General features: G+C 59.1%; 28 protein-coding genes. 8 read left to right on the top strand and 20 right to left on the bottom strand.

Features of this window, described 5'->3' with window-relative positions:
* The first annotated feature begins 147 nt into the window (after positions 1-147).
* Positions 148-918: an SDR family oxidoreductase gene (locus EI969_RS23960; protein ID WP_160389953.1), complete on the top strand. Its 771-nt coding sequence runs from the start codon at positions 148-150 to the stop codon at positions 916-918.
* A gap of 157 nt (positions 919-1,075) precedes the next feature.
* Complete coding sequence (tsaA, locus tag EI969_RS23955) at positions 1,076-1,774, top strand: tRNA (N6-threonylcarbamoyladenosine(37)-N6)-methyltransferase TrmO (RefSeq protein WP_160389952.1); 699 nt, start codon at positions 1,076-1,078, stop codon at positions 1,772-1,774.
* A gap of 183 nt (positions 1,775-1,957) precedes the next feature.
* Here the strand turns inward: tsaA and fpr are convergent, their stop codons facing one another.
* Positions 1,958-2,737, bottom strand: a complete 780-nt coding sequence (gene fpr, locus EI969_RS23950; protein ID WP_008054100.1) for a ferredoxin-NADP reductase — start codon at positions 2,735-2,737, stop codon at positions 1,958-1,960.
* Between the two features lie 145 nt (positions 2,738-2,882).
* Between fpr and EI969_RS23945 the strand changes: the two genes are divergently transcribed.
* On the top strand, positions 2,883-3,809 hold the full coding sequence (locus EI969_RS23945) for a LysR family transcriptional regulator (protein WP_046041182.1): 927 nt from the start codon (positions 2,883-2,885) through the stop codon (positions 3,807-3,809).
* On the opposite strand, the gene EI969_RS23940 is transcribed toward EI969_RS23945, so the two are convergent.
* From EI969_RS23940 to EI969_RS23930, 3 genes are all read right to left on the bottom strand, one after another.
* A complete protein-coding gene (locus EI969_RS23940; RefSeq protein WP_008010143.1) occupies positions 3,806-4,168 on the bottom strand; it encodes a diacylglycerol kinase in 363 nt (120 codons plus the stop codon). The two genes, EI969_RS23945 and EI969_RS23940, sit on opposite strands and share 4 nt — an antisense overlap.
* Before the next feature lie 76 nt (positions 4,169-4,244).
* Complete coding sequence (erdR, locus tag EI969_RS23935) at positions 4,245-4,895, bottom strand: response regulator transcription factor ErdR (RefSeq protein ID WP_046041180.1); 651 nt, start codon at positions 4,893-4,895, stop codon at positions 4,245-4,247.
* Between the two features lie 218 nt (positions 4,896-5,113).
* Positions 5,114-5,872: a tRNA-uridine aminocarboxypropyltransferase gene (locus EI969_RS23930; protein WP_160389951.1), complete on the bottom strand. Its 759-nt coding sequence runs from the start codon at positions 5,870-5,872 to the stop codon at positions 5,114-5,116.
* Between the two features lie 188 nt (positions 5,873-6,060).
* On the opposite strand from EI969_RS23930, the gene EI969_RS23925 reads away from it, so the two are divergent.
* Entirely contained in the window at positions 6,061-6,483 is a 423-nt protein-coding gene (locus EI969_RS23925) for a PA3611 family quorum-sensing-regulated virulence factor (protein WP_160389950.1), read from the top strand.
* On the opposite strand, the gene EI969_RS23920 is transcribed toward EI969_RS23925, so the two are convergent.
* Positions 6,484-6,678, bottom strand: a complete 195-nt coding sequence (locus EI969_RS23920) for a hypothetical protein (protein ID WP_057716151.1) — start codon at positions 6,676-6,678, stop codon at positions 6,484-6,486.
* Positions 6,679-7,142: 464 nt separating this feature from the next.
* Here EI969_RS23920 and EI969_RS23915 point away from each other — a divergent pair, with 464 nt between their 5' ends.
* On the top strand, positions 7,143-8,261 hold the full coding sequence (locus tag EI969_RS23915; protein ID WP_160389949.1) for a TIGR00730 family Rossman fold protein: 1,119 nt from the start codon (positions 7,143-7,145) through the stop codon (positions 8,259-8,261).
* Between the two features lie 46 nt (positions 8,262-8,307).
* Here the strand turns inward: EI969_RS23915 and recX are convergent, their stop codons facing one another.
* The 5 genes from recX to EI969_RS23890 all read right to left on the bottom strand — a co-directional run bounded on the left by recX (position 8,308) and on the right by EI969_RS23890 (position 11,782).
* Positions 8,308-8,775 carry a recombination regulator RecX gene (gene recX / locus EI969_RS23910; RefSeq protein WP_160389948.1) on the bottom strand — a complete coding sequence of 156 codons (468 nt, stop codon included), beginning with the start codon at positions 8,773-8,775 and terminating at the stop codon, positions 8,308-8,310.
* An 8-nt stretch (positions 8,776-8,783) separates the two neighbouring features.
* Positions 8,784-9,842, bottom strand: coding sequence for a recombinase RecA (gene recA, locus EI969_RS23905; RefSeq protein ID WP_150718448.1), 1,059 nt, complete (start codon positions 9,840-9,842; stop codon positions 8,784-8,786).
* An 83-nt stretch (positions 9,843-9,925) separates the two neighbouring features.
* Complete coding sequence (locus EI969_RS23900) at positions 9,926-10,426, bottom strand: CinA family protein (RefSeq protein WP_160389947.1); 501 nt, start codon at positions 10,424-10,426, stop codon at positions 9,926-9,928.
* A gap of 117 nt (positions 10,427-10,543) precedes the next feature.
* On the bottom strand, positions 10,544-10,885 hold the full coding sequence (locus tag EI969_RS23895; protein WP_160389946.1) for a phage holin family protein: 342 nt from the start codon (positions 10,883-10,885) through the stop codon (positions 10,544-10,546).
* Between the two features lie 162 nt (positions 10,886-11,047).
* Positions 11,048-11,782, bottom strand: coding sequence for an XRE family transcriptional regulator (locus EI969_RS23890; protein WP_160389955.1), 735 nt, complete (start codon positions 11,780-11,782; stop codon positions 11,048-11,050).
* Positions 11,783-11,992: 210 nt separating this feature from the next.
* On the opposite strand from EI969_RS23890, the gene mutS reads away from it, so the two are divergent.
* Together mutS and fdxA are read left to right on the top strand one after the other, a co-directional pair.
* Positions 11,993-14,572 carry a DNA mismatch repair protein MutS gene (mutS, locus tag EI969_RS23885; protein WP_160389945.1) on the top strand — a complete coding sequence of 860 codons (2,580 nt, stop codon included), beginning with the start codon at positions 11,993-11,995 and terminating at the stop codon, positions 14,570-14,572.
* A 142-nt stretch (positions 14,573-14,714) separates the two neighbouring features.
* The gene (gene fdxA / locus EI969_RS23880) at positions 14,715-15,038 is read left to right on the top strand and encodes a ferredoxin FdxA (protein WP_007970729.1); all 324 of its coding nucleotides are present in this window, start codon (positions 14,715-14,717) and stop codon (positions 15,036-15,038) included.
* A 471-nt stretch (positions 15,039-15,509) separates the two neighbouring features.
* Here the strand turns inward: fdxA and rpoS are convergent, their stop codons facing one another.
* From rpoS to EI969_RS23840, 8 genes are all read right to left on the bottom strand, one after another.
* Complete coding sequence (rpoS, locus tag EI969_RS23875; RefSeq protein WP_007990225.1) at positions 15,510-16,517, bottom strand: RNA polymerase sigma factor RpoS; 1,008 nt, start codon at positions 16,515-16,517, stop codon at positions 15,510-15,512.
* Positions 16,518-16,621: 104 nt separating this feature from the next.
* Complete coding sequence (locus EI969_RS23870; RefSeq protein ID WP_160389944.1) at positions 16,622-17,479, bottom strand: peptidoglycan DD-metalloendopeptidase family protein; 858 nt, start codon at positions 17,477-17,479, stop codon at positions 16,622-16,624.
* Between the two features lie 211 nt (positions 17,480-17,690).
* Complete coding sequence (locus tag EI969_RS23865) at positions 17,691-18,326, bottom strand: protein-L-isoaspartate(D-aspartate) O-methyltransferase (RefSeq protein ID WP_177323574.1); 636 nt, start codon at positions 18,324-18,326, stop codon at positions 17,691-17,693.
* A gap of 41 nt (positions 18,327-18,367) precedes the next feature.
* The gene (gene surE / locus EI969_RS23860) at positions 18,368-19,117 is read right to left on the bottom strand and encodes a 5'/3'-nucleotidase SurE (protein WP_150718441.1); all 750 of its coding nucleotides are present in this window, start codon (positions 19,115-19,117) and stop codon (positions 18,368-18,370) included.
* Positions 19,105-20,163 carry a tRNA pseudouridine(13) synthase TruD gene (gene truD / locus EI969_RS23855; RefSeq protein ID WP_160389943.1) on the bottom strand — a complete coding sequence of 353 codons (1,059 nt, stop codon included), beginning with the start codon at positions 20,161-20,163 and terminating at the stop codon, positions 19,105-19,107. The genes surE and truD overlap by 13 nt, the downstream gene beginning before the upstream one ends.
* Positions 20,160-20,633: a 2-C-methyl-D-erythritol 2,4-cyclodiphosphate synthase gene (gene ispF / locus EI969_RS23850; protein ID WP_096513149.1), complete on the bottom strand. Its 474-nt coding sequence runs from the start codon at positions 20,631-20,633 to the stop codon at positions 20,160-20,162. The genes truD and ispF overlap by 4 nt, the downstream gene beginning before the upstream one ends.
* 43 nt (positions 20,634-20,676) lie before the next feature.
* Positions 20,677-21,522 carry an S-formylglutathione hydrolase gene (gene fghA / locus EI969_RS23845; RefSeq protein ID WP_160389942.1) on the bottom strand — a complete coding sequence of 282 codons (846 nt, stop codon included), beginning with the start codon at positions 21,520-21,522 and terminating at the stop codon, positions 20,677-20,679.
* A gap of 8 nt (positions 21,523-21,530) precedes the next feature.
* Positions 21,531-22,643 carry an S-(hydroxymethyl)glutathione dehydrogenase/class III alcohol dehydrogenase gene (locus EI969_RS23840; RefSeq protein WP_060541048.1) on the bottom strand — a complete coding sequence of 371 codons (1,113 nt, stop codon included), beginning with the start codon at positions 22,641-22,643 and terminating at the stop codon, positions 21,531-21,533.
* A gap of 107 nt (positions 22,644-22,750) precedes the next feature.
* Between EI969_RS23840 and EI969_RS23835 the strand changes: the two genes are divergently transcribed.
* Entirely contained in the window at positions 22,751-23,647 is an 897-nt protein-coding gene (locus tag EI969_RS23835; RefSeq protein WP_160389941.1) for a LysR substrate-binding domain-containing protein, read from the top strand.
* On the opposite strand, the gene ispD is transcribed toward EI969_RS23835, so the two are convergent.
* Positions 23,644-24,351 (bottom strand): 2-C-methyl-D-erythritol 4-phosphate cytidylyltransferase, encoded by a 708-nt coding sequence (ispD, locus tag EI969_RS23830; protein WP_160389940.1) that lies wholly within the window; start codon positions 24,349-24,351, stop codon positions 23,644-23,646. The two genes, EI969_RS23835 and ispD, sit on opposite strands and share 4 nt — an antisense overlap.
* On the bottom strand, positions 24,348-24,626 hold the full coding sequence (ftsB, locus tag EI969_RS23825; RefSeq protein ID WP_007970710.1) for a cell division protein FtsB: 279 nt from the start codon (positions 24,624-24,626) through the stop codon (positions 24,348-24,350). Before ftsB ends, ispD begins: the two co-directional genes overlap by 4 nt.
* Positions 24,627-24,736: the final 110 nt, after the last annotated feature.

The raw sequence follows: 24,736 nt of genomic DNA, 5'->3' as shown, positions 1-24,736 counted from the left end.
TGGCGATGGCGATCCTCAAAACGCCATCGCCAGCAAGCCGGCTCCTACAAAGGCGCCTGTATGAATCCCCATTCCGCGCAAAAATAGTGGCTCCGCTTCTGGCGGCTGACGACTAGGGTGTAAAGACCTCAGCTTTCAGGACTCGCCATGCCCCCCTACTTCTCCCTGCAAGGCCGCACCGCCCTGGTGACCGGCGGCACCCGTGGTATCGGTAAAATGATCGCCAAGGCCTACGTCGAGGCCGGCGCTACGGTGTACGTCTGCGCCCGCGATGCCGAGGCCTGCCAGCAAACCGCCGACGAACTCGGCGCCCTTGGACGCTGCCACGCCCTGGCGGCCAACCTCGCCACCGAAGAGGGCGTCCTGCAACTGGCCACCCGCCTGGGCGAGCAGATCACCCACCTGGACATCCTGGTGAACAATGCCGGCACCACCTGGGGCGCACCGCTGGAGAGCTACCCGATCAAGGGTTGGGAAAAAGTCATGCAGCTCAACGTGACGTCGGTGTTCAACTGCATCCAGCAATTCCTGCCACTGCTGCGCAAGGCTGGTTCTGCGCAGAACCCTGCGCGGATCATCAACATCGGTTCGGTGGCGGGGATTTCCTCCTTCGGCGAGCAGGCGTATGCCTATGGCCCGAGCAAGGCGGCGCTGCATCAACTGTCGAGGATTCTGGCGCGCGAACTGGTGAGCCAGCATATCAACGTCAACGTGATCGCTCCGGGACGCTTTCCGAGCAAGATGACCCAGCACATCGGCAATGATGAACAGGCATTGGCCGAAGATACGGCGCTGATCCCGATGAAGCGCTGGGGCCGCGAGGAAGAGATGGCGGCGCTGGCGATCAGTCTGGCAAGTACAGCTGGGGCCTACATGACCGGGAATATCATTCCGCTGGATGGCGGGTTCAGTCTCTAGATCGGCGGTGCGGCCATCGCGGGCAAGCCACGCTCCCACAGGTTCAGTGTGATCCCTGTGGGAGCGGGCTTGCCCGCGATGACGTCAGTCCGGTCACCAGCAGACTTGAAGCTGCTCGGGTTATCATGCCAACCCGCTCCCGCCTCGACCCCAAACCATGACCTACAACGTTTCCCCCATCGGCTTCGTGCGCTCCTGCTTCAAGGAGAAATTCGCCATTCCGCGCCAACCGCAACTGGCCCCGGCTGCCCGTGGCGTGCTGGAACTGGTGGCACCGTTCGATCAAGGGGATGCGGTACAGGGCCTGGAGCAGGTCAGCCACGTATGGCTGCTGTTCCTGTTCCACCAGGCCCTGGAGGAAAAACCTCGCTTGAAGGTCCGCCCTCCTCGCCTCGGGGGCAACAAGTCCATGGGCGTGTTTGCCACCCGCGCAACGCACCGCCCCAATGGCATCGGGCAATCAGTGGTGAAGCTGGACAAGGTCGAGGCCAACCGCCTGTGGATCTCCGGCATCGATCTGCTGGATGGCACGCCGATTCTCGATATCAAACCCTACGTACCCTACGCCGACATCATCGATACAGCCTCCAACAGCATCGCCAGCGCTGCGCCGCTGTTGATTCCGGTGCAGTGGACAGACGCAGCACTGCAACAGGCTCACGGGCATGCCCGGCGCCTTGCAGAGCCTTTGGTTGAGCTGATCGAGCAATGCCTGGCGCAGGATCCACGTCCGGCCTATCAAACGCCTGCACCGGAGCGCGAATACGGCGCGCAGTTCTGGGATCTGGATGTGCGTTGGCATTACCCGACACCGGAGCTGATCCGTGTGCTGGAAGTCATTCCTGCAAAGGGCTGAACGCCGGAAACGAAAAAGCCCGCATGACCTTCCCAAGTCATGCGGGCTTTTCAGTTGCGCTGCAAATCTACTGTAGGAGCGAGCCTGCTCGCGAAAAACCTGAGGACGCCGCTGGGTATCAAGCTTCCCGCGTTATCGTTGACCTCCATCGCGAGCAGGCTCGCTCCTACATGTGACCTGCGGTCACTTCTCGACGAACGCTCGCTCGATCAGGTAATCACCCGGCTCGCGCATCCGTGGCGAAACCTTCAGGCCGAAGCTGTTCAGCACTTCGCTGGTTTCGTCGAGCATGCTCGGGCTGCCGCACAGCATGGCGCGGTCGTCCTGCGGATTGATCGGCGGCAGGCCGATGTCGCTGAACAGCTTGCCGCTGCGCATCAGGTCGGTCAGACGGCCTTCGTTCTCGAACGGCTCGCGGGTCACGGTCGGGTAGTAGATCAACTTGTCACGCAGCGCGTCGCCGAAGAACTCGTTCTGCGGCAGGTGCTCGGTGATGAACTCGCGGTAAGCGACTTCGTTGACGTAACGCACGCCGTGGCACAGGATCACTTTTTCGAAACGCTCGTAGGTTTCCGGGTCCTGGATGACGCTCATGAACGGCGCCAGACCGGTACCGGTGCTGAGCAGGTACAAATGTTTGCCAGGCTTCAGGTCATCGAGTACCAGCGTGCCGGTAGGCTTCTTGCTGATGATGATCTCGTCGCCTTCCTTCAGATGCTGCAACTGCGAAGTCAGCGGACCATCAGGCACCTTGATGCTGAAGAACTCGAGATGCTCTTCCCAGTTCGGGCTGGCAATCGAGTAAGCGCGCATAAGCGGGCGGCCGTTGGGCTGTTGCAGGCCGATCATCACGAACTGACCGTTCTCGAAGCGCAGGCCCGGATCACGGGTGCACTTGAAGCTGAACAGAGTGTCGTTCCAGTGGTGAACACTGAGGACACGCTCGTGGTTCATGTTGCTCATGTACGTGGGACTCCTGGAGATTGGTCTGCGCGTGTTCGGCGTGCTCTGCAAGAAAGCCAGCTCTGCGCAATTGCATCGCATTCTAAAGGCAGAGACAATATCTGTTAAATGGATTATTAAGATAAGGGTTATCGGTTATATCGATATGCGATTTACTCTCCGTCAACTTCAAGTATTCGTCGCCGTCGCCCAGCAGGAAAGCGTATCCCGTGCTGCGGGCTTGCTCAACCTCTCGCAGTCGGCGGCAAGCACCTCGATCACCGAACTGGAGCGCCAGTGCAGCTGCCAGCTGTTCGACCGCGCCGGCAAACGGCTGAGCCTCAACGCCCTCGGCAAACAGCTGCTGCCCCAGGCCGTGGCCCTGCTCGACCAGGCCAAGGAAATCGAAGACCTGCTCAACGGCAAGTCCGGTTTCGGCTCGCTGGCCGTGGGCGCGACCCTGACCATCGGCAATTACCTGGCCACCCTGCTGATCGGCAGCTTCATGCAGCGCCATCCGGAAAGCCAGGTGAAGCTGCACGTACAGAACACTGCCAATATCGTGCAACAAGTAGCCCACTATGAGATTGATCTGGGTCTGATTGAAGGCGACTGCAGCCACCCTGACATCGAAGTACAAAGCTGGGTCGAGGACGAACTGGTGGTGTTTTGCGCCCCTCAGCATCCGCTGGCCAAGCGCGGCACGGCCACCATGGACGAGTTGAGCCACGAAGCCTGGATCTTGCGCGAACAAGGCTCCGGCACACGGCTGACCTTCGATCAAGCCATGCGCCATCACCGCACTTCCTTGAATATCCGCCTGGAGCTTGAGCACACCGAAGCGATCAAGCGCGCGGTGGAATCAGGTTTGGGGATTGGCTGCATTTCCAGGCTGGCGTTGCGCGACGCGTTCCGTCGCGGCAGCCTGGTGCCCGTCGAGACGCCAGACCTGGATCTGGCGCGACAGTTTTATTTCATCTGGCATAAACAGAAGTATCAGACCTCGGCGATGCGCGAGTTCCTCGATCTGTGCCGCGCGTTCACCGCCGGGGTTCAGCGCAGCGACGAGATCGTACTGCCGACAATCGCCTAGAGCAGAATCACCGCCCACACCAGGGCAATCATGCTCAATGCCACGAACTGGGCGGCGCTGCCCATGTCCTTGGCATTCTTGGACAGCGGATGTAGCTCAAGAGAAATGCGGTCGATGGCCGCCTCCACTGCCGAGTTGAGCAACTCGACGATCAACGCCAACAGGCATACCGCGATCAACAACGCCTGTTCGACCCGGCTGACATTCAGGAAGAACGACAAGGGAATCAGGATGACGTTGAGCAACACCAATTGCCGAAAGGCGGCTTCACCGGTGAAGGCTGCGCGTAGGCCGTCCAGCGAATAACCGGAAGCATTGAGAATACGTTTCAGGCCGGTCTGGCCTTTGAAAGGTGACATAGAGTGGGCAACTGAGAAAAAAGGAAGTGGGAAAGCTAGTTCAACCAAAGTCAAAAAAGCGTGAAGTTGCCAGCCTTTAATGGCTGGAAATTGACTCAAGTTGTTGCAAGAGCAGCGCAGCCTGGGTCCGGGTCCGCACATTCAGTTTACGGAAAATCGCGGTCACGTGCGCCTTGATCGTCGCCTCGGAAACACTCAACTCGTAAGCGATCTGCTTGTTCAGCAAGCCTTCGCAAACCATGGTCAGCACCCGGAACTGCTGTGGCGTCAGGCTGGCAAGGCCTTCGCTGGCCGCCTTGGCCTCATCCGAGACGCTGACCGCTTCGAACGCCTGCGGCGGCCAGAACACGTCGCCATCGAGGACCGCACGCACGGCTTTCTGGATCACACTCAAGTCGCTGGATTTGGGAATGAAGCCACTGGCGCCGAATTCACGAGACTTGACCATGATGGTCGCTTCTTCCTGGGCAGAGACCATGACCACCGGAATCTGCGGGTACTGACCGCGCAGCAGGACCAGCCCGGAAAACCCGTAGGCCCCCGGCATGTTCAAGTCCAGCAGCACCAGATCCCAGTCGGACTTTTCCGTCAGGCGCACTTCCAGTTCGGCGATGCTCGCCACTTCCACCAGACGCACATCCGGGCCAAGGCCCAGGGTCAGCGCTTGATGCAAGGCACTGCGAAAAAGTGGGTGGTCATCGGCAATCAGGATTTCGTATGTGGCCATTTTTCAAATGATCCTGTTTTTCATGGGACGCCCGATGCAGTCGGACCTCGCCAAAGCGACTCAAGGCACAGCCACCAAGCTGCACTGAAAAGGTACGCTCAACGCAAAAAACGGCGTTGTAAATTCTGGCCGCACCCTAATCGGCGCCAAGCATGCCCAGCGAAACCGGGGTGGTCAAGCAGCTTGGCCGGGACACTTTATTGCAGTACGCGCGACAATCAATCCGCCAAAGCCGGAGCCAACTGAACATAGGGCATCAACTCGGCATGCGCCGGCGTCGATACGTTCATGTCCAACTGATGTTTGGCGTCGAGGTAATGCTGGCTGAACACATCAAAGTAAGCGTCCAGCGCCGATGCCGCATCGACATCACCCGCAAGGTCGAGGCACAGCGCCGCCACTTCCGCCGTGCACAGATGCTCGCTGCGGGTCGAACGACGCAACCGGTAGCGGGAGAGTTTCTCGGGCAGCAGGCTGAGAATTGGCAATCGGTCGAAATAGGGGCTCTTGCGAAAGATCTTGCGCGCTTCGGTCCAGGTCGCATCCAGCAGAATGAACAACGGGCGCTTCACGCCATCGACATCCACACTGTTCGTCACACGCTCAGGCTCGACGTACTCCCCCGGAAACACCAGGTAAGGCTGCCATTGCGGGTCGGACAACAGCGCCAGCAACTTCGGATCGACCTCGGTACGGGACCAGATGAAGGCATGGTTGTCAGGTACCACATCGGCGATCAGCCAACCGGTGTTGCTCGGCTTGAACACTTCCTTGTTGGTCATGATCAGGCAAACGCCGGAACGGGTCGCGACCTGCGGCCGCCAGGCGCACAGGCAGTGGCTCTCGATCACCCGGCAGTCACGGCAACGCGGTGCGCGCCAGCCGCGGGCCTGAATCGGCTTGATGCCTTCCTCCTCACGCTGATCGCGCAAGCGGGCTACGGCATTCAAGGCAAAGCGCGCGGGGGCATGACTCATGACGGGCAACGCCCATGGAGAAGGGATATCGACACGAAAAACACTCGGCAGGGTAAACAGTGCCAGCAGTTTACCAGACCGCCCGTACCAAGCCTGTACCGTCCAGCCCGCCTCCCCTATAATTCGCCGCCACTGAACGCACAGTCACGTGACGGGTCAAACACCCGTCACTGAACCAGGAGAGTTTCATGCTGCGCCTTATCGTTCCTACCGCGGCCATTTTGCTGGCATCGTCCCTCACTGCCCAGGCCGCGTCCCTGAAAGACACGGAACTGAACAAAATGCTGCAAAACGTCGCCACCCAGAGCAGCGCCGGCACTCCACGAGCGATCAACGAAGACATTCTCGATCAAGGCTACACCGTTGAAGGCAAACAGCTGATCAACCACCTGAGCGTACAGAGCAGCCACGCCGAAAAGATGCGTGCAGACCCCAAAGCGGTGTACTTCCAGTTGGGCGCTTCTGTTTGCAGGAACGAAGGGTTTCGCAAGCTGATGGCCAAGGGCGCGATCATGCGTTACGACTTCACCGAGGTGAAGACCAACCGCCCGGTCGGCTCCGCAAGCTTCCAGGAATCGGATTGCCTGCAACCGGCGAAGAAGAAAAAGTAATCACCTGGAATTGGCGCGCCGCTGTTCATCTTCGGCGCGCAGTTCCGCCAGCAACGCCTGCAAGTAATGTGAACGCCGTTCGCCACCGCGCAAACGACGGCAGCACTCCTCTTCGAGACTCAAATGATGGGTCTCGGCTGATGACTTCAGCAATCGATACAGTTGCGTATCGATCTCCAGAACGACTCTGGCCATGGTTTCCCGCCTCCCTGCACGATAAATCCTTGAACCGCATGTACGGTGCGCCCTGCCGTTGACGCAAAGTTGTCGCGTGACACCTGTAACTTAGTAAATCAGAGTACGGCACATGCGACGTGCGTTCAGACGAGCGGTGAAACTACCTCGCATATCGTCAATAAGCGGTTGCCAGGAAAGACTTTGTGGCGCAATGATCAAATCAGCGCAAATCACTGTGAGGGTCTGGATTTCAGGTATTGACCTTCACGTTTTCAAGGCCGGTAAGGGGCTGGCCGTCGCTTGTCATGCTGTGCGAATGTTTCTTTCATCCAAGGGAAAAACAGAGCCTGTTTGGATGACCCGATGCCTTTCGGGTCAAGTGGATCGCCCAGGCATGGGCCTGGGCAGACAGCGACACATGAAGTGTCGTGGCACCGACATGCGTTGTCGGGCCGAGGGTTCTGTGCAGAAGGAGAAGTTGAATGCCTTACCAACCGAATGACCTCCTGAGCCGTCATTTCGAAGAAAGCGGCCACGACCTCATCAACAAGGTCGAAAAACAGCTCAAGCTGATTTCACCCAACAGTCCGAACATCCCCATCTACCGCGACATGATCCTGACCGTGCTGCGCATGGCCCAGGAAGACCACAACCGCTGGAACGCCAAGATCACCCTGCAAGCCCTGCGCGAACTGGAACAGGCCTTCCGCGTACTCGAACAATTCAAGGGGCGGCGCAAGGTCACGGTTTTCGGTTCGGCGCGTACCCCCATGGAACATCCGCTCTACAGCATGGCCCGGGAGCTCGGCGCCGCCCTGGCACACTCGGACATGATGGTCATTACCGGCGCCGGTGGCGGCATCATGGCCGCCGCGCATGAGGGGGCGGGCCTGACACACAGCCTGGGGTTCAACATCACCCTGCCTTTCGAGCAGCACGCCAACCCCACTGTCGATGGCACGACCAACCTGCTGCCCTTCCATTTCTTCTTCACCCGCAAGCTGTTTTTCGTCAAGGAAGCCGACGCCCTGGTGCTGTGCCCGGGTGGCTTCGGTACGCTGGATGAGGCGCTGGAGGTGCTGACGCTGATCCAGACCGGCAAGAGCCCATTGGTGCCCGTGGTGCTGCTCGACACGCCGGGCGGCAAATTCTGGCAAGGCGCGCTGGACTTCATTCACCAGCAACTGGAGGAAAACCGCTACATCCTGCCCACTGACATGAAGCTGGTGAAACTGGTCTACAACGTCGAAGAGGCGGTAGAACACATCAACCAGTTCTACAGCAACTTCCACTCCAGTCGCTGGCTCAAGCACCAGTTCCTGATTCGCATGAATCACACACTCAGCGACCACGCGCTTGAACATATGCAGCAAGCGTTCGCCGACCTGTGCCTGAGCGATCATTTCCATCAGCATGTCTACAGCGGTGAGGAACACGACGAAGCCGAATTCAGCCATCTGGCGCGGCTGGTCTTCAACTTCAACGCCCGCAATCATGGTCGCCTGCGCGAACTAGTGGACTACATCAACCTGCCGGAAAACTGGGCACAAGCAAAACCCCAGGTGCAACAACGCACGCGGGAGCCGTCAAAGGTTACGTGAGTCATAAAAAAAACGGCCCGTTATCGAAATAGCGGGCCGTTTCAGTTCAATCGTCCATCCCTCGCCCGCTGAAGAGGCGATTGATCATTTCCATGGAGTATCCCCGATACGCCAGGAACCTGCCTTGTTTGGCTCGCTCCCGAATATCTGCCGGCAATTGCCCGGAGAACTTGCGGCGCCAGGTATCAACCAACTGCTCCTGCCAGTCGATGCCGCTCTCACGCAGAGCGAGTTCAATATCGCTGCGTTGCAGGCCGCGCTGGCTCAACTCTTCACGAATGCGTAAAGGGCCATAACCGGAACGGGCGCGATAGGAAACGAAACTTTCGAGATAACGGGATTCGGACAACAACCCCTCTTCCGTCAACCGGTCGAGTGCTGTTTCGATCATTTCAGGGAGGGCGCCGCGCTGACGCAGTTTACGCGTCAGCTCGACTCGACCGTGCTCGCGTCGTGCGAGCAGGTCCATTGCGGTTCGTCGCACTGCGACGAGTGTATCGAGTACGGCGGTCATCGCTTCGATCAGATGTCAGCGTCAACCAGGTCGTCTTCGGTCTCTTTGACCGCAGAAGCTTTGGCGTCAGCTACCGATGACGGGGACAGCAGCTTGTCACGCAGTTGCTTCTCCAGCTTGGCCGCAATTTCCGGGTTGTCTGCCAGGAACTTGGCCGAGTTGGCCTTGCCCTGACCGATCTTGGTGCCTTCATAGGCATACCAGGCACCGGACTTCTCAACAAAACCGTGCAGAACACCCAGGTCGATCATCTCACCATTGAGGTAGATGCCTTTGCCGTAAAGAATCTGGAACTCGGCCTGACGGAACGGCGAAGCCACCTTGTTCTTCACAACCTTGACGCGGGTTTCGCTACCAACGACTTCATCACCTTCTTTCACCGCGCCGGTACGACGGATGTCCAGACGAACCGATGCGTAGAACTTCAGTGCGTTACCACCGGTGGTGGTTTCCGGGCTGCCGAACATCACACCGATTTTCATGCGGATCTGGTTGATGAAGATCACCAGGCAGTTGGCGTTCTTGATGTTACCGGTGATTTTACGCAGCGCCTGGGACATCAGACGGGCTTGCAGGCCCACGTGCATGTCACCCATTTCGCCTTCGATTTCAGCCTTTGGCACCAGCGCGGCCACGGAGTCGACGATGATCACGTCAACCGCGTTGGAACGCACCAGCATGTCGGTGATCTCCAGGGCCTGCTCGCCAGTGTCCGGCTGGGAAACCAGCAGGTCGTCGACGTTGACGCCCAGCTTGCCGGCGTATTCAGGGTCGAGTGCGTGCTCGGCGTCGACGAATGCGCAGGTCGCACCGGCTTTTTGAGCCTGGGCGATCACGGACAAGGTCAGCGTGGTTTTACCGGAAGATTCAGGACCGTAGATTTCAACGATACGGCCTTTTGGCAGGCCGCCGATGCCGAGAGCAATGTCCAGACCCAGAGAGCCAGTGGAAATGGCCGGGATCGCCTGACGGTCCTGATCGCCCATACGCATTACGGCACCCTTGCCGAATTGACGTTCGATCTGACCCAGGGCCGCAGCCAAGGCTTTCTTCTTGTTGTCGTCCATTAAAGTCCTCACGTAATCAATAAGGCCTGACGGCCAACACCTGTATAAGTAGCCAGTATTATTCCACAGCGATTCCGGATCGCCTACCCCTGATTTGAGATTTCTGCCGTGGCATACCGCAGCAGCCCCTCTAGCGCGGCCTTCACCGTTTGTCGGCGGACGTCATCGCGATCACCCGGGAAGTGCTGCCGCTCACAGAACACCTTGTCTCCAACGCCCCAGGCCAGCCATACCGTGCCCACCGGCTTGTTTGCCGTTCCACCATCCGGACCGGCGATACCACTGACCGCCACGGAAAAATACGCGCTGTTTTTCTTCTGCGCCCCCCGCACCATGGCCTCGACCACCTCGCGGCTGACCGCGCCCACGCTGGTGAACAGCTCCACCGGGACATCCAGTTGCAGGGTTTTCTGCCGGTTGGAGTAGGTGACATAACCGGCCTCGAACCAGGCCGAACTCCCGGGGATACGGGTGATTGCCTCGGCGATACCACCACCGGTACAAGACTCGGCTGTGGTGACGTGGGCATTGAGAACCTGCAATTGCCTGCCAAGGTCAGCGGCGAGTTGGGTGATTACTTTCACGGTCATCTCCTGATGGGGCGGGATGGGTTAACCGTACACGAGCAGACCGCACTTGCAAGCGACTGGAGCGATCAAAATGTAAAGAACCAGAGGCTCTGGAAAAGGCCTGCCCAGGTATCATTCTTCGACGTCACCGGGAGGGGCATGACCGATCCCCAGGCGCTTGGCCGCCCAACGCTCATACAACCCCAAAACGACGTCTGTCCCGGCCATCGCTGCCAGGCAACCACCCGCACAAGCAGCCCAAATGGAAACATTGGCGGCGTGCAGCAGCATGATGACCGAAGCACCGCAGACCATGCTGGAGCCAGACCGCAGGCTCAGACGCCGGACAAGGGACCAACCACGAACGCCCTCTTTGTCGGCACGCCACATTTCACCGGTAACGCCACCGAGTATTGGCAGGCTGATGACCAGCCACAGAGGCATGTCCAGCAACGCATATTGCTCAGCGGTCATTTCATGCCTCCTTGAGTGAATGATTACGCCAGATAGGCAACCAGATTATGCACTGATGCATATTCAGTCAATGCACAAACGCATCGAACAAGACAATCCAATGCTTTCAGCACACGAAAAAAAACCCGCTCGAGAAGCGGGTTTTATCTGAGCGTACAGGTTCTAACGGGCGTACATGCCCCACCAGAAGACATGCCCGAGGATGACAATCGGCTCCTCCTGGATTTCCTGAAAGGTGTAGTCTTCATCCGGATGTTCGTCGCGGTTGAAGCTGCGCAGGCGAATCCCGGTCGGTAGACGATACAACTGCTTCACCCGTAATTGACCATTGTGATTGATCGCATAAAGGTCGCCGTCAACGATATCGCCAATGCCGCACTTGCCGGCATTCACGCCGACCGTGGCGCCATCGCGCAATACCGGCAACATGCTGTTGCCCCGCACTGTGACGCATTTGGCCTGGTCGAACTGCACGCCATTATGGCGCAGGCTACGCTTTCCGAAGCGCAGGCTAGAGCGCTCGCTTTCTTCGATGACGAATCTTCCCGATCCCGCAGCCAATTCAACCTCACGAAGAAAGGGGACCGACACCTCGTCGTCATCGACGGGGGTATCGTCGTCCCACAGACTTATATCCTTGAGTTCCGAATGCTCGGGAGCGCGCCCGGCGTTAGAGGCAGGCGCGACCTTCGCGCGGCCACGCAACTGGTCGGTGCTCACGGAGAAATACTCGGCGATCTTCGAAATATGTTTATCCGAAGGATCGACGATCTTCCCGCCGAGAATGCGCGAGAGCGTGGATTGAGGCACGCCGGTACGACGGTGAAGCTCCGTGGGGGAGATCCCGTGCTGATCGAGCAATGCTCTCAAGACAGTTGATACGTTGCGTTTTTGCATATCACGCATAGTGCTTGTTCTTATCGAAGAAGACAAATGCCAATTTGCATAATCTATGCATAACATGATTTTTGCATCGTAAAAGATGCCACCCGACCGCGATGCCTGCGTCGGGAAGACCGCCCATGGTAACCTTGCGCCCATCGCGGAAAAGCCTGGCCGTCGCCCCGCTTTTGCCCCACCTCTTTCAACGAGCTTCCTGACAATCCGATGAATAAAGCCGTCTCCGACCTGTCCTCCCACACCCCCATGATGCAACAGTACTGGCGCCTGAAAAACCAGCACCCGGACCAGCTGATGTTCTACCGCATGGGCGACTTCTACGAGATCTTCTATGAAGACGCGAAGAAGGCCGCCAAGTTGCTGGACATCACCCTGACCGCTCGCGGGCAGTCGGCCGGGCAGGCGATTCCGATGTGCGGGATTCCTTACCATGCCGCCGAAGGTTACCTGGCAAAACTGGTGAAGCTTGGCGAATCGGTGGTGATCTGTGAGCAGGTCGGCGACCCGGCCACCAGCAAAGGGCCGGTGGAGCGCCAGGTTGTGCGCATCATCACGCCAGGGACGGTGAGTGACGAGGCGCTGTTGGATGAGCGTCGGGACAATCTGATCGCTGCCGTGCTGGGTGATGAACGCCTGTTCGGCCTGGCGGTGCTGGACATCACCAGCGGCAACTTCAGCGTACTGGAGATCAAGGGTTGGGAAAATCTGCTGGCGGAGCTGGAGCGGGTCAACCCGGTGGAACTGCTGATCCCGGATGATTGGCCCAAGGACTTGCCGGCGGAAAAGCGCCGCGGCGTACGCCGTCGTGCGCCATGGGATTTCGAGCGCGATTCGGCGTTCAAAAGCCTGTGCCAGCAATTCTCGACCCAGGATCTCAAAGGCTTTGGCTGCGAAAACCTGACCCTGGCGATCGGCGCCGCCGGCTGCCTGCTGGCCTACGCCAAGGAAACCCAGCGTACCGCCCTACCCCATTTGCGCAGCCTGCGTCATGAGCGCCTGGACGACACCGTGGTGCTCGATGGCGCCAGCCGTCGCAACCTGGAGCTCGACACCAACCTGGCCGGCGGCCGCGACAACACCCTGCAATCGGTGGTGGACCGTTGCCAGACCGCCATGGGCAGTCGCCTGCTGACCCGCTGGCTGAATCGCCCGTTACGCGATTTGACCGTGCTGTTGGCGCGTCAGACTTCGATCACCTGCCTTCTCGACGGCTACCGCTTTGAAAGGCTGCAACCGCAGCTCAAGGAGATCGGTGACATCGAGCGGATCCTCGCGCGGATCGGCCTGCGCAATGCCCGCCCACGCGACCTCGCCCGCTTGCGCGACGCCTTGGGTGCATTGCCTGCACTGCAAGTGGCAATGACGGAGCTCGAAGCCCCCCACCTCCAGCAACTCGCCACCATCACCAGCACCTACCCGGAATTGGCGGCGCTCCTGGAAAAAGCCATCATCGACAATCCGCCCGCGGTCATTCGTGACGGCGGCGTGCTGAAAACCGGCTACGACAGCGAACTCGACGAACTGCAGTCGCTGAGTGAAAACGCCGGTCAATTCCTGATCGACCTCGAAGCACGGGAAAAAGCCCGCACCGGCCTGTCGCACCTGAAGGTCGGTTACAACCGCATCCACGGTTACTTCATCGAGCTGCCGAGCAAGCAGGCGGAATCGGCACCGGCCGACTATATCCGCCGCCAGACGCTCAAAGGTGCCGAGCGTTTCATTACGCCGGAACTCAAGGCGTTCGAAGACAAGGCACTGTCAGCCAAGAGCCGCGCACTGGCCCGCGAGAAGATGCTGTACGAGGCGCTGCTCGAAGATCTGATCAGCCAGCTGCCACCCCTGCAGGACACCGCCGGCGCTCTGGCCGAACTTGACGTGTTGAGCAACCTGGCCGAGCGAGCGCTGAACCTCGACCTGAACTGCCCGCGCTTCGTCAGCGAGCCTTGCATGCGCATCAGCCAGGGTCGTCACCCGGTGGTCGAGCAAGTATTGACCACGCCGTTCGTGGCCAACGACCTGAGCCTGGATGACAACACTCGCATGCTGGTGATTACCGGTCCGAACATGGGCGGTAAATCCACCTACATGCGTCAGACCGCATTGATCGTGCTCCTGGCGCACATCGGCAGCTTCGTGCCGGCGGCCAGTTGCGAGTTGTCGCTGGTCGACCGCATCTTCACCCGGATCGGCTCCAGCGATGACCTGGCCGGCGGGCGCTCGACCTTCATGGTGGAAATGAGCGAAACCGCGAACATTCTGCACAACGCCACCGAGCGCAGCCTGGTGCTGATGGACGAAGTCGGGCGCGGCACCAGTACCTTCGACGGTCTGTCGCTGGCATGGGCGGCGGCCGAACGCCTGGCGCATCTGCGTGCCTACACGCTGTTCGCCACTCACTACTTCGAACTGACCGTGCTGCCGGAGGCCCAGCCGCTGGTAGCCAACGTGCACCTCAATGCCACCGAGCACAACGAACGCATCGTGTTCCTGCACCACGTGCTGCCCGGCCCGGCCAGCCAGAGTTACGGCCTGGCCGTGGCACAACTGGCAGGCGTACCGACCGAGGTCATTACCCGTGCGCGCGAGCATTTGAGCCGCCTGGAAGACACCGCCCTGCCCCATGAGTCGCCGGCACCTGCCAAGGGCAAACCGGCTGCTCCACAGCAAAGCGACATGTTTGCCAGCCTGCCGCACCCGGTGCTGGATGACCTGGCCAAGCTCGACCTGGACGACATGACACCACGTCGTGCTCTAGAAATGCTCTATACACTAAAGACACGGATCTAACGCAGCGGCTTGCAAGCTGTTAGAATCTCGCGCGGTTTGGGATGCTGCTGGCTAATAGCCTGGCCAGCAGACTATCGCTCCCGAACCTGGCGACCCCTACGAGAAGGGGCGCAGCAAGCCGCGCCTGAGGAGAAAATTAGAAATGACCTTCGTCGTCACCGACAACTGCATCAAGTGCAAGTACACCGACTGCGTAGAAGTCTGTCCGGTGGACTGCTTTTACGAAGGCCCGAATTTCCTGGTGATTCACCCGGATGAGTGCATCGATTGCGCGCTGTGCGAACCTGAATGCCCTGCTGTGGCTATCTTCTCCGAAGATGAGGTTCCGGCCGGCATGGAGAACTTCATCGAGCTGAACGCTGAGTTGGCCGATATCTGGCCGAACATCACCGAACGCAAGGATCCAATGCCCGATTCCGCGGAATGGGACGGCAAGCCAGGCAAGATCGCAGACCTCGAACGCTGATTACCCCCGCGTTCGCGAAAAAGGCCCCACAAGGGCCTTTTTGCTTTTCTGCGGGCAAAAAAAAGGGGCGGTTTGACCCGCCCACATTTTTTCCTTATTCCCTGTGTTCCTTTTCATCGTCCTGATGAATCGCGTCCTGCGATGTCCATTTCCTTCATCCTTGAAGGACGTGTCTGTCCGTCGACACAAGCGCCATACTAGAGCTTTCCCCTTCAGGATCAATCGCCCCCCGGTGTGCTGTCTGGCTGTCACACGCCATTCATAATAAAAAATATCAATATAAATCATATGGATAGCGATTATCGGCGCTACGCATGGACGATTGCCAGGGTGTAAAAATAGCGAACACTTACGCAAGTGTAAGCCTGGGCTTACAACACAAAACCAAAATCCCGTGGAGATCCGGTCTTTTGCCCAGGCAAAAAAAACCCCGAGCCATTCGGGGTTTTTCAAGCCATCGCAGTGAGCGCCTTATTGGAACAGCGACTCACTCGACAGACCATTTTTTTCGAGGATCTCGCGCAGCCGCTTCAAGCCTTCCACCTGAATCTGTCTGACCCGCTCACGGGTCAGGCCGATTTCCAGGCCTACGTCTTCAAGGGTGCTGCTTTCATGACCACGCAGGCCGAAGCGGCGTACAACCACTTCGCGTTGCTTGTCGGTCAGTTCCGAGAGCCACTGATCGATGCTCTGGGACAGGTCGTCGTCCTGCAACAGTTCGCATGGATCGGTTGGGCGGTCGTCAGTGAGGGTATCAAGCAGGGTTTTATCCGAATCCGGACCCAGCGAGACGTCGACCGAAGAAACCCGTTCGTTAAGGCCGAGCATGCGCTTGACCTCTCCCACCGGTTTTTCCAGCAGGTTGGCGATTTCTTCGGGTGAGGGTTCATGGTCGAGTTTTTGCGTCAGCTCCCGCGCGGCCCGCAGGTACACGTTCAGCTCTTTGACCACATGGATCGGCAACCGGATGGTCCGGGTCTGATTCATGATTGCGCGTTCGATGGTCTGGCGAATCCACCAGGTCGCGTAGGTCGAGAAGCGGAAACCGCGTTCCGGATCGAACTTCTCCACCGCCCGGATCAAGCCGAGGTTGCCCTCTTCGATCAGGTCCAGCAGCGACAGCCCACGATTGACATAGCGCCGGGCGATTTTCACCACCAGCCGCAAGTTGCTTTCAATCATGCGTTTGCGCCCGGCCGGATCGCCACTTTGCGACAGGCGCGCAAAATGAACTTCTTCTTCGGGTGAAAGCAGGGGAGAGAAACCAATTTCATTGAGATACAGCTGCGTGGCATCGAGTGCCCGCGTGTAGTCAATGTACTTGTGTTGTTTCAACGATGCGGAGTGTTTGGATTTGGCACGAACGGAAGGTGGAGCCGCCCCTTCATCATTCGACATCGAATCCGTATCGATGCTGCTCTCCATCAGGAGAACCTCATCGTCGATGTCAAACTCCGGCACTTCTTTACTGAGAGCCATTGTTATAGTCCTTTGGTGAGTTCGACCTCAAGCTCAAGCGGCGCCTTTCTCCCTGGCAACGCTGGAGCCTGTCCCCTCTACGCGAGGAACAGGCTGGTAAGCAATCAACGACGTGGCAGGAATTGCAGCGGATCTACAGGTTTACCTTGGCGGCGAATCTCAAAATGCAGTTTCACCCGGTCTGTACCCGTTGACCCCATTTCGGCAATTGTCTGTCCGACCTTGACCTGCTGCCCCTCCCGAACCAACAGCCTGCGGTTATGTCCGTAGGCACTGACGTAGGTTTCACTGTGTTTGATGATCACTAATTCGCCGTAGCCCCTTAAGCCACTCCCGGCGTATACCACCGTCCCATCAGACGCAGCTAAAACAGGCTGTCCCAAATCTCCGGCGATATCAATTCCTTTATTCAAACTACCGTTTGAAGAGAATTTTCCAATCAGAATGCCATTAGATGGCCATCCCCAGCCGGTCGGGGCTGGCCCGGGCGGGGGCAAGGGAGCGGGTGCAGGCTTGCTCGCGACGGACGGTACAACCGTCGTCGTACTGGTGGTCGTACCGTTTGCCGAACGACGGATGACCGTGGTTTTACTCGACGACGAAGGTGTTGAACCGGACGTACCGGCCACCGCGGTCGACGTTGAATCGGTGCGACCATCAAAGCGAATCGTCTGACCCGGATGGATGGTGTAGGGCGCAGGAATGTTGTTGCGCGCCGCGAGGGCTTTGTAGTCCCAGCCGTAACGGAAAGCGATGGAGAACAGGGTGTCCTTGGGACGCACCACGTATTGCCCCGTGGTCACGGCCGGGCGCTGAGGCGCGGCATTGTTGCGATCCACGACACGGACATCACTGGATTTGTTGCTGGAACAACCGACCAGCAATGTGCTCAAGACAAGGCCAGTCACCAGGCGCTGAAAGCTCGTTTTACTCATACGCTGCGCAATGACTGTGAGACTCACCCGCCGCTCCCTCTGTGGTGGCTGAAAATATGAAATACCGGAGTCCGGCATGAACTGTCGCAAGTATAACGGGCCGTGCACGCTTTACCTTTAATGTGGCGAATCGCTGTCGCGCACACGTTTGCTGCCTGACGATAAACTCCGTTTAACTGAACGATGCCGCTGTAAGACAAAGGCAATCGAAGAGAATTCAGCGTGCCGAAACAAATGCTCAGGCCAGTGGCCCATTGAGCAATGGCACGAAACGTACAGCCCCCAGAACATGCCTGGAAAAGCCCTGCTCCTCGCGGATGATCAGCATCAATTGCTGCACTTCGCCAGACCCGACCGGGATCACCATTCGCCCTCCCGGTGCCAACTGGTCAAGCAATGCCTGAGGCACATCGGTCGCTACCGCGGTGACGATAATCCCGTTATACGGCGCCAGGGCCGGCCAGCCTTCCCAACCATCGCCCCAGCGGAACACCACGTTGCGCAGGTTCAGTTCGACCAGGCGTTCCTTTGCCCGATCCTGCAGGACCTTGATGCGCTCGACCGAGAACACACGCTCGACCAGTTGCGACAGCACCGCCGTCTGATAACCCGACCCGGTGCCAATCTCCAGCACCTTGTCGAGGGGACCTGCCTCCAGCAGCAGCTCGCTCATGCGCGCCACCATATAAGGCTGGGAGATGGTCTGGTTGTTGCCGATCGGCAGCGCAGTGTCTTCATAGGCACGATGCGCCAGCGCTTCGTCGACGAACAGGTGGCGCGGGGTCCGGCGAATGACCTCCAGCACCCTGGCGTTGGAGATACCCTCTTCGTACAGGCGCTGGATGAGCCGCTCCCGGGTTCGCTGGGAGGTCATGCCGATGCCGCGACGCAGCATATCGTCTTGTTCGCGACCCATCAGCGCAGTCCCTCCAGCCAGCCGTCCAGACTTCTAAAGGCATCATTGAACGTGCGATCCAGCTGCAGCGGCGTGATCGAAACATAACCCTGCATCACCGCATGGAAATCGGTACCCGGGCCGCCGTCTTCGGCATCCCCGGCAGCGGCGATCCAGTAACCGGACTTGCCCCGCGGATCCACCACCTTCATCGGTGCCGCGGCTCGGGCGCGATGGCCCAGGCGAGTCAGCTGGATACCGCGGATTCGCTCCAGCGGCAAATTGGGAATGTTCACGTTCAGTACCGTGCGCGGTGGCAGATCCAGGTCAGCATGGGCTTCGACCAGTTTGCGCGCGAAATGGGCCGCCGTGGGAAGGTTATCTACCTGGCGTGAGACCAGCGAAAAGGCAAATGAAGGGTGTTTCAGGAAACGCCCCTCGAGGGCCGCCGCCACCGTACCGGAATACAGCACATCGTCCCCCAGGTTCGCACCCAGGTTGATACCGGAAACCACCATGTCCGCTTCGCGCTCCAGCAGGCCGTTGAGGCCCAGGTGCACACAATCGGTGGGTGTGCCGTTGAGGCTGATAAAGCCGTTGGCCAGGGTTTGCGGGTGCAACGGACGGTCGAGCGTCAGCGAACTGCTGGCGCCGCTTTTGTCCTGGTCCGGGGCGATAACCACGCACTCGGTGTAATCCGCCAGCGCAGCATAAAGCGCGGCGAGTCCGGGTGCGGTTACCCCATCGTCGTTAGAAATCAGAATACGCATGGGCTGTCCGTCTGCCCCACCGGCACCAGATCAACAAGCTCACGCACCAATACGGTGGCGAAGCATCCGGCCGGCAGGACGAATTCCAGTTGCAGAATGTCCAGCGAGGGATAATGCCACGTCAACCCGCCAATGGGCAGCCGCAGGATGCGACGTTCGTGGCTCATTCCGGCGCTGATCAACCAATCGCGAAGGTCCGCTTCGCGTGCAGCAATCGCCTGCTCCAGTTCATGGACAACCCCCGTGGCCGGCGAGTCACCTTCGCCCCACTGGGGACCGGTCGGGTGCAGATCGAGAATCGCCAGGCGCGGGTCACTGCACTCGGCTTCGCCTGCCGGGAAAAAGCTGCGGCTGTCGGTGAATGCCAGCAGATCGCCCACCTGGGCACGCTGCCAGGTGCCATCGGCGACACGTGCGGCCAGCACCTGATTGAACAGAAAACTGCGCGCCGTGGAGAGCAGCCGCGAGCGCACATTGCGCTGCTCCGGCAACGCCTTGCGCGCAGCCCAGGCACGGGCGTCGACGACGTTGCCGCCGTCATGGCCGAAACGCTGGGCACCAAAATAATTGGGGATGCCCTGTTTGGCGATCAGTTGCAGACGCTCTTCAAGCGCGGCCTTGTTGCCGGCGAATTGCGTCAGGCGCAACGTGAAACCGTTGGCCGAGTGCGCCCCGCGTTGCAGCTTGCGTTTGTGCCGGCTGGTCTTGAGGATTTTAAGCGTGTCGTTTTCTGCCGCCGACAGATCCGGATCAGCCTTGCCCGGCAATTGCACGCTGAACCACTGACGCGTCAGGGCCTGACGGTCCTTGAGCCCGGCATAGCTGACGGTGCGCAATGGTACACCCGCCGCCTTGGCAATCCGCCGAGCCGCCTCCTCAGTATTCAGGCCGCGCTTTTCCACCCAGATCCACAGGTGTTCGCCGTCGCCGCTAAGGGGAATGTCGAGGACTTCGTCGACCTGGAAGTCTTCCGCGATGGCTTTCAGTACCGCCGTGCCGAGGGTCTCACCGTAAGCCCGCGGGCCGAGCAATTGCAGTTCGTTCATGCGCGCAGCAACAAGGCAACGGAGTGCACGGCAATGCCTTCTTCGCGACCGACAAAGCCGAGCTTTTCGGTGGTGGTAGCTTTCACGTTCACTTGATCCAACTCTACTTGAAGATCCGCGGCAATCAGCGCGCGCATCGATTCGATATGCGGGGCCATTTTCGGCGCCTGGGCAACGATGGTGTTATCGACGTTGCCGACTTTCCAGCCTTTGGCATGGACCAGTGCGACGACGTGACGCAACAGCACACGGCTGTCGGCGCCCTTGAATTGCGGGTCGGTATCCGGGAAGTGCTTGCCGATGTCGCCGAGCGCAGCGGCGCCGAGCAAGGCATCGCTCAAGGCGTGCAGCAGGACGTCACCGTCGGAATGCGCGAGCAACCCGAAGCCGTGTGCAATACGCACGCCGCCCAGAGTGATGAAATCGCCTTCAGCGAAACGGTGCACATCATAGCCGTGGCCAATACGCATAAAAAAACGCCCCGAATTTTGTCAGGGCGTGATTCTACCTGCATTAGCCAACCAGAGCATGCGCGTGATGCCGCAAGTGATCTTCGATGAAGCTCGCGATGAAGAAATAGCTGTGGTCGTAGCCGGGTTGCAGGCGCAACGTCAGCGGGTGACCGGCCAGCTTGGCCGCCTGTTGCAAGGCTTGCGGCTTGAGCTGGGTGGCAAGGAAATCGTCGCGATCACCCTGGTCGACCAGCAGCGGCAGCTTTTCTTCGGCCTCGGCAATCAACGCACAGGCGTCCCATTCACGCCATTTCGAACGGTCCTCCCCCAGATAGCGGGAGAACGCTTTCTGTCCCCACGGGCAATCCATCGGATTGTTGATGGGCGAGAACGCCGACACCGACAGATAGCGCCCCGGATTGCGCAAGGCACAGACCAGCGCGCCGTGACCACCCATGGAGTGACCGCTGATGCCGCGCTTGTCCGACGCAGGGAAATGGGCTTCGACCAATGTCGGCAATTCCTGCACGACATAGTCATGCATCCGATAGTGGCGCGACCAAGGTTCCTGGGTGGCATTCAGATAGAAGCCAGCACCGAGGCCGAAGTCCCAAGCGCCATCCGGATCGCCCGGCACATCGGCACCGCGCGGGCTGGTGTCGGGGGCGACGATGATCAGCCCCAACTCGGCGGCCATGCGCATGGCGCCGGCCTTTTGCATGAAGTTCTCGTCGGTGCAGGTCAGGCCGGACAGCCAGTACAACACCGGCAGCTTGCCGCCCTGCTCTGCCTGTGGCGGCAGGTACACGGCGAACACCATGTCGCAGCCGAGCACTTGCGAGCGATGGCGGTAGCGTTTGTGCCAGCCGCCGAAGCTTTTCTGGCAGGAGATATTTTCCAGGCTCATGACAGACCTCAGAAATGGATGACGGAACGGATGCTTTTTCCTTCATGCATCAGGTCAAACGCCTTGTTGATATCTTCCAGGCCCATGGTGTGGGTGATGAAGGTATCCAGCGGAATCTCGCCGGTCTCGGCCATTTCCACATAGCTCGGCAGCTCGGTACGGCCGCGCACGCCGCCAAACGCCGAACCGCGCCAGACGCGGCCGGTGACCAACTGGAACGGGCGGGTGGCGATTTCCTGACCAGCACCGGCAACACCGATGATGACCGACTCGCCCCAGCCTTTGTGGCAGCACTCCAGCGCCGCACGCATCAATTGCACGTTGCCAATGCACTCGAAGGAAAAATCGACACCGCCGTCAGTCATGTCGACGATGACTTCCTGAATCGGACGATCGAAGTCTTTCGGGTTGACGCAATCGGTTGCACCCAACTGCTTGGCGATCTCGAATTTGGCCGGGTTGATGTCGATGGCGATGATGCGCGCTGCCTTGGCTTTCACGGCACCAATCACTGCCGACAGACCGATGCCGCCTAGGCCGAAAATGGCCACGGTATCACCCGGTTTCACCTTGGCGGTGTTGAGCACTGCACCGATCCCGGTAGTGACGCCGCAGCCCAGCAGGCAGACTTTTTCCAGCGGCGCTTCCTTGGCAATTTTGGCCACGGAGATTTCCGGAAGCACGGTGTACTCGGAGAAGGTCGAAGTACCCATGTAGTGGAAAATCGTTTCGCCCTTGTAGGAAAAACGCGAAGTACCGTCGGGCATCAAGCCTTTGCCCTGGGTTGCGCGAATCGCCTGACAGAGGTTGGTTTTGCCCGACAGGCAGAATTTGCACTGGCGGCATTCCGGGGTGTACAGCGGGATCACATGGTCGCCGACCGCAACAGAGGTCACGCCTTCGCCGATGGCCTCGACAATCGCACCACCTTCATGGCCGAGGATCGACGGGAAGATGCCTTCCGGGTCGGCGCCGGACAAGGTGTAGGCATCGGTATGGCAGACACCGGAGGCCACCACACGCAGCAAGACTTCGCCAGCCTTGGGCATGGCGACATCCACTTCAACGATTTCGAGGGGCTTCTTGGCCTCGAAGGCAACGGCGGCGCGCGACTTGATCATGGTGAGTCTCCAGTGAATAAAAACGAGACAGGGAGTGTAATACATGGCTCAACGATGAATAATCGATGCAAATGCAAAATATTATTGCCGCACAGGGATAATCATTGATGTCCGAAAATCGCTGGGAAGGGATCGACGAGTTTGTCGCCGTTGCCGAATGCAGTCAGTTCACTGCGGCGGCGGAACGCCTGGGGGTTTCTTCCTCACACGTCAGTCGACAAATCGTACGCCTGGAAGAGCGTTTGCAGACTCGCCTGCTCTATCGCAGTACCCGGCGCGTCACACTGACTGAAGCCGGGCAAACCTTTCTGCAACACTGCCAGCGCCTGCAGGACGGACGCGAAGAGGCATTGCGCGCAGTGGGCGACTTGACCAGCGAACCCAAAGGCATGCTGCGCATGACCTGCGCCGTGGCTTATGGCGAACGCTTCATCGTGCCGCTGGTGACGCGGTTCATGGGGTTGTATCCGCAACTGCGCATTGATATCGAACTGACCAACCGGCAACTCGACCTGGTCCATGAAGGCCTCGATCTGGCGATCCGCCTCGGGCGTTTGCAGGACTCACGACTTGTTGCCACCCGCCTCGCGCCGAGGCGAATGTTTCTCTGCGCATCACCCTCCTACCTTGAACGCTACGGCCGCCCGCACAGCCTGTCGGAGCTGAGCCGCCACAACTGCCTCATCGGCAGTTCGGACCTTTGGCAACTGGAGCAGAACGGGCGGGAATTTTCGCAAAGGGTGCAGGGAAACTGGCGTTGCAACAGTGGGCAAGCGGTTCTGGATGCCGCGCTGCAAGGCGTAGGACTGTGTCAGTTGCCGGACTATTACGTGTTGGAGCACTTGAAAAGCGGCGCGTTGATTTCGTTGTTGGAACCTCATCAACCGCCGAATACAGCGGTTTGGGCGCTGTATCCGCAACAGCGGCATTTGTCGCCGAAGGTGCGCAAGTTGGTGGATTTTTTGAAGGAGGGGTTGGCCGAGCGGCCCGAGTACGCCAATTAGCGACGATTGGCCCAACGCTGGCGCAACCATTCAAGGTCTTCAGGACGCGTAACCTTGAGGTTATCGGAGCGCCCTTCGATCAGGCGTGGTGCCAAACCGGCCCATTCCATGGCCGAGGCTTCATCGGTCACCAGTGCATCCGCCACCAGGCTGTCCGCCAAAGCCCGATGCAACGCCCCGAGACGAAACATCTGCGGCGTGTAGGCCTGCCAGATCACGCTGCGATCCACGGTTTCGACCACACGACCGTGTTTGTCGACCCGTTTGAGCGTATCCCGTGCCGGAACCGCCAACAAACCACCGACCGGATCATCCGCCAGTTCGCCCAACAATTTATCGAGATCATCACGGGCCAGATTCGGCCGTGCGGCATCGTGAACCAGTACCCAATCCTCATCATCAGCGCCCTGCGCATGCAGGTGCAGCAAGGCATTGAGCACCGACCCTGAACGTTCGGAACCGCCCTCGACCCGGGCAATGCGCGGGTCACTGGCACACGCCAGGTTTGGCCAATAAGGATCGTCGACAGCGACACTGACCACCAGGCCTTTCAGAGCAGGATGATCGAGGAAACAGCCGAGGCTGTGTTCGAGAATAGTGCGCCCGCCCAGTTGCAAGTATTGCTTGGGACGGTCCGCGGCCATACGGGCACCGACGCCCGCGGCAGGAATCACGGCCCAGAAGGCCGGCAACGAATTAATCATTGGGCCAACTGGTAAAGGGTTTCACCGTCCTTGACCATGCCCAACTCATGGCGAGCCCGTTCTTCAACGGTCTCCATGCCCTTTTTCAACTCACTGACTTCGGCGTCCATCACCCGATTACGTTCCAGCAAGGCCTGGTTCTCAGCCTGCTGATCCGCAATCTGCTGAGTCAACTCGGCCACTTGCGCCAAGCTGCCATTTCCCACCCACAGGCGGTACTGCAGGCCAGCCAGCAACAAAAGCAGGATGAGGAACAACCAATTGGGACTGCGCATCGAATATCAGGTATCCAGTGAAAAAAGACAGCCATGCCAAACGTGAAGCTTCTGATAGCACGAAGCCTGGAAGAACCAGGCTTGTGCTGATAAGGCATCAGATTAGTGGC

Origin of the sequence: Pseudomonas sp. PB101, from assembly GCF_009764265.1 — a bacterium.
In the GTDB taxonomy this organism is placed as follows: domain Bacteria; phylum Pseudomonadota; class Gammaproteobacteria; order Pseudomonadales; family Pseudomonadaceae; genus Aquipseudomonas.
The sequence above is the reverse complement of the archived record's forward strand: the minus strand, read 5'-3'. Positions and strand labels throughout refer to the sequence as shown.

Excerpts from the sequence above, each read along its gene's own strand:
- EI969_RS23960 (WP_160389953.1), top strand. The coding sequence starts at position 148 with ATGCCCCCCTACTTCTCCCTGCAAGGCCGCACCGCCCTGGTGACCGGC.
- tsaA (WP_160389952.1), top strand. The coding sequence starts at position 1,076 with ATGACCTACAACGTTTCCCCCATCGGCTTCGTGCGCTCCTGCTTCAAG.
- fpr (WP_008054100.1), bottom strand. The coding sequence starts at position 2,737 with ATGAGCAACATGAACCACGAGCGTGTCCTCAGTGTTCACCACTGGAAC.
- EI969_RS23945 (WP_046041182.1), top strand. The coding sequence starts at position 2,883 with ATGCGATTTACTCTCCGTCAACTTCAAGTATTCGTCGCCGTCGCCCAG.
- EI969_RS23940 (WP_008010143.1), bottom strand. The coding sequence starts at position 4,168 with ATGTCACCTTTCAAAGGCCAGACCGGCCTGAAACGTATTCTCAATGCT.
- erdR (WP_046041180.1), bottom strand. The coding sequence starts at position 4,895 with ATGGCCACATACGAAATCCTGATTGCCGATGACCACCCACTTTTTCGC.
- EI969_RS23930 (WP_160389951.1), bottom strand. The coding sequence starts at position 5,872 with ATGAGTCATGCCCCCGCGCGCTTTGCCTTGAATGCCGTAGCCCGCTTG.
- EI969_RS23925 (WP_160389950.1), top strand. The coding sequence starts at position 6,061 with ATGCTGCGCCTTATCGTTCCTACCGCGGCCATTTTGCTGGCATCGTCC.
- EI969_RS23920 (WP_057716151.1), bottom strand. The coding sequence starts at position 6,678 with ATGGCCAGAGTCGTTCTGGAGATCGATACGCAACTGTATCGATTGCTG.
- EI969_RS23915 (WP_160389949.1), top strand. The coding sequence starts at position 7,143 with ATGCCTTACCAACCGAATGACCTCCTGAGCCGTCATTTCGAAGAAAGC.
- recX (WP_160389948.1), bottom strand. The coding sequence starts at position 8,775 with ATGACCGCCGTACTCGATACACTCGTCGCAGTGCGACGAACCGCAATG.
- recA (WP_150718448.1), bottom strand. The coding sequence starts at position 9,842 with ATGGACGACAACAAGAAGAAAGCCTTGGCTGCGGCCCTGGGTCAGATC.
- EI969_RS23895 (WP_160389946.1), bottom strand. The coding sequence starts at position 10,885 with ATGACCGCTGAGCAATATGCGTTGCTGGACATGCCTCTGTGGCTGGTC.
- EI969_RS23890 (WP_160389955.1), bottom strand. The coding sequence starts at position 11,782 with ATGCAAAAACGCAACGTATCAACTGTCTTGAGAGCATTGCTCGATCAG.
- mutS (WP_160389945.1), top strand. The coding sequence starts at position 11,993 with ATGAATAAAGCCGTCTCCGACCTGTCCTCCCACACCCCCATGATGCAA.
- fdxA (WP_007970729.1), top strand. The coding sequence starts at position 14,715 with ATGACCTTCGTCGTCACCGACAACTGCATCAAGTGCAAGTACACCGAC.
- rpoS (WP_007990225.1), bottom strand. The coding sequence starts at position 16,517 with ATGGCTCTCAGTAAAGAAGTGCCGGAGTTTGACATCGACGATGAGGTT.
- EI969_RS23865 (WP_177323574.1), bottom strand. The coding sequence starts at position 18,326 with ATGACCTCCCAGCGAACCCGGGAGCGGCTCATCCAGCGCCTGTACGAA.
- surE (WP_150718441.1), bottom strand. The coding sequence starts at position 19,117 with ATGCGTATTCTGATTTCTAACGACGATGGGGTAACCGCACCCGGACTC.
- truD (WP_160389943.1), bottom strand. The coding sequence starts at position 20,163 with ATGAACGAACTGCAATTGCTCGGCCCGCGGGCTTACGGTGAGACCCTC.
- ispF (WP_096513149.1), bottom strand. The coding sequence starts at position 20,633 with ATGCGTATTGGCCACGGCTATGATGTGCACCGTTTCGCTGAAGGCGAT.
- fghA (WP_160389942.1), bottom strand. The coding sequence starts at position 21,522 with ATGAGCCTGGAAAATATCTCCTGCCAGAAAAGCTTCGGCGGCTGGCAC.
- EI969_RS23840 (WP_060541048.1), bottom strand. The coding sequence starts at position 22,643 with ATGATCAAGTCGCGCGCCGCCGTTGCCTTCGAGGCCAAGAAGCCCCTC.
- EI969_RS23835 (WP_160389941.1), top strand. The coding sequence starts at position 22,751 with ATGTCCGAAAATCGCTGGGAAGGGATCGACGAGTTTGTCGCCGTTGCC.
- ispD (WP_160389940.1), bottom strand. The coding sequence starts at position 24,351 with ATGATTAATTCGTTGCCGGCCTTCTGGGCCGTGATTCCTGCCGCGGGC.
- ftsB (WP_007970710.1), bottom strand. The coding sequence starts at position 24,626 with ATGCGCAGTCCCAATTGGTTGTTCCTCATCCTGCTTTTGTTGCTGGCT.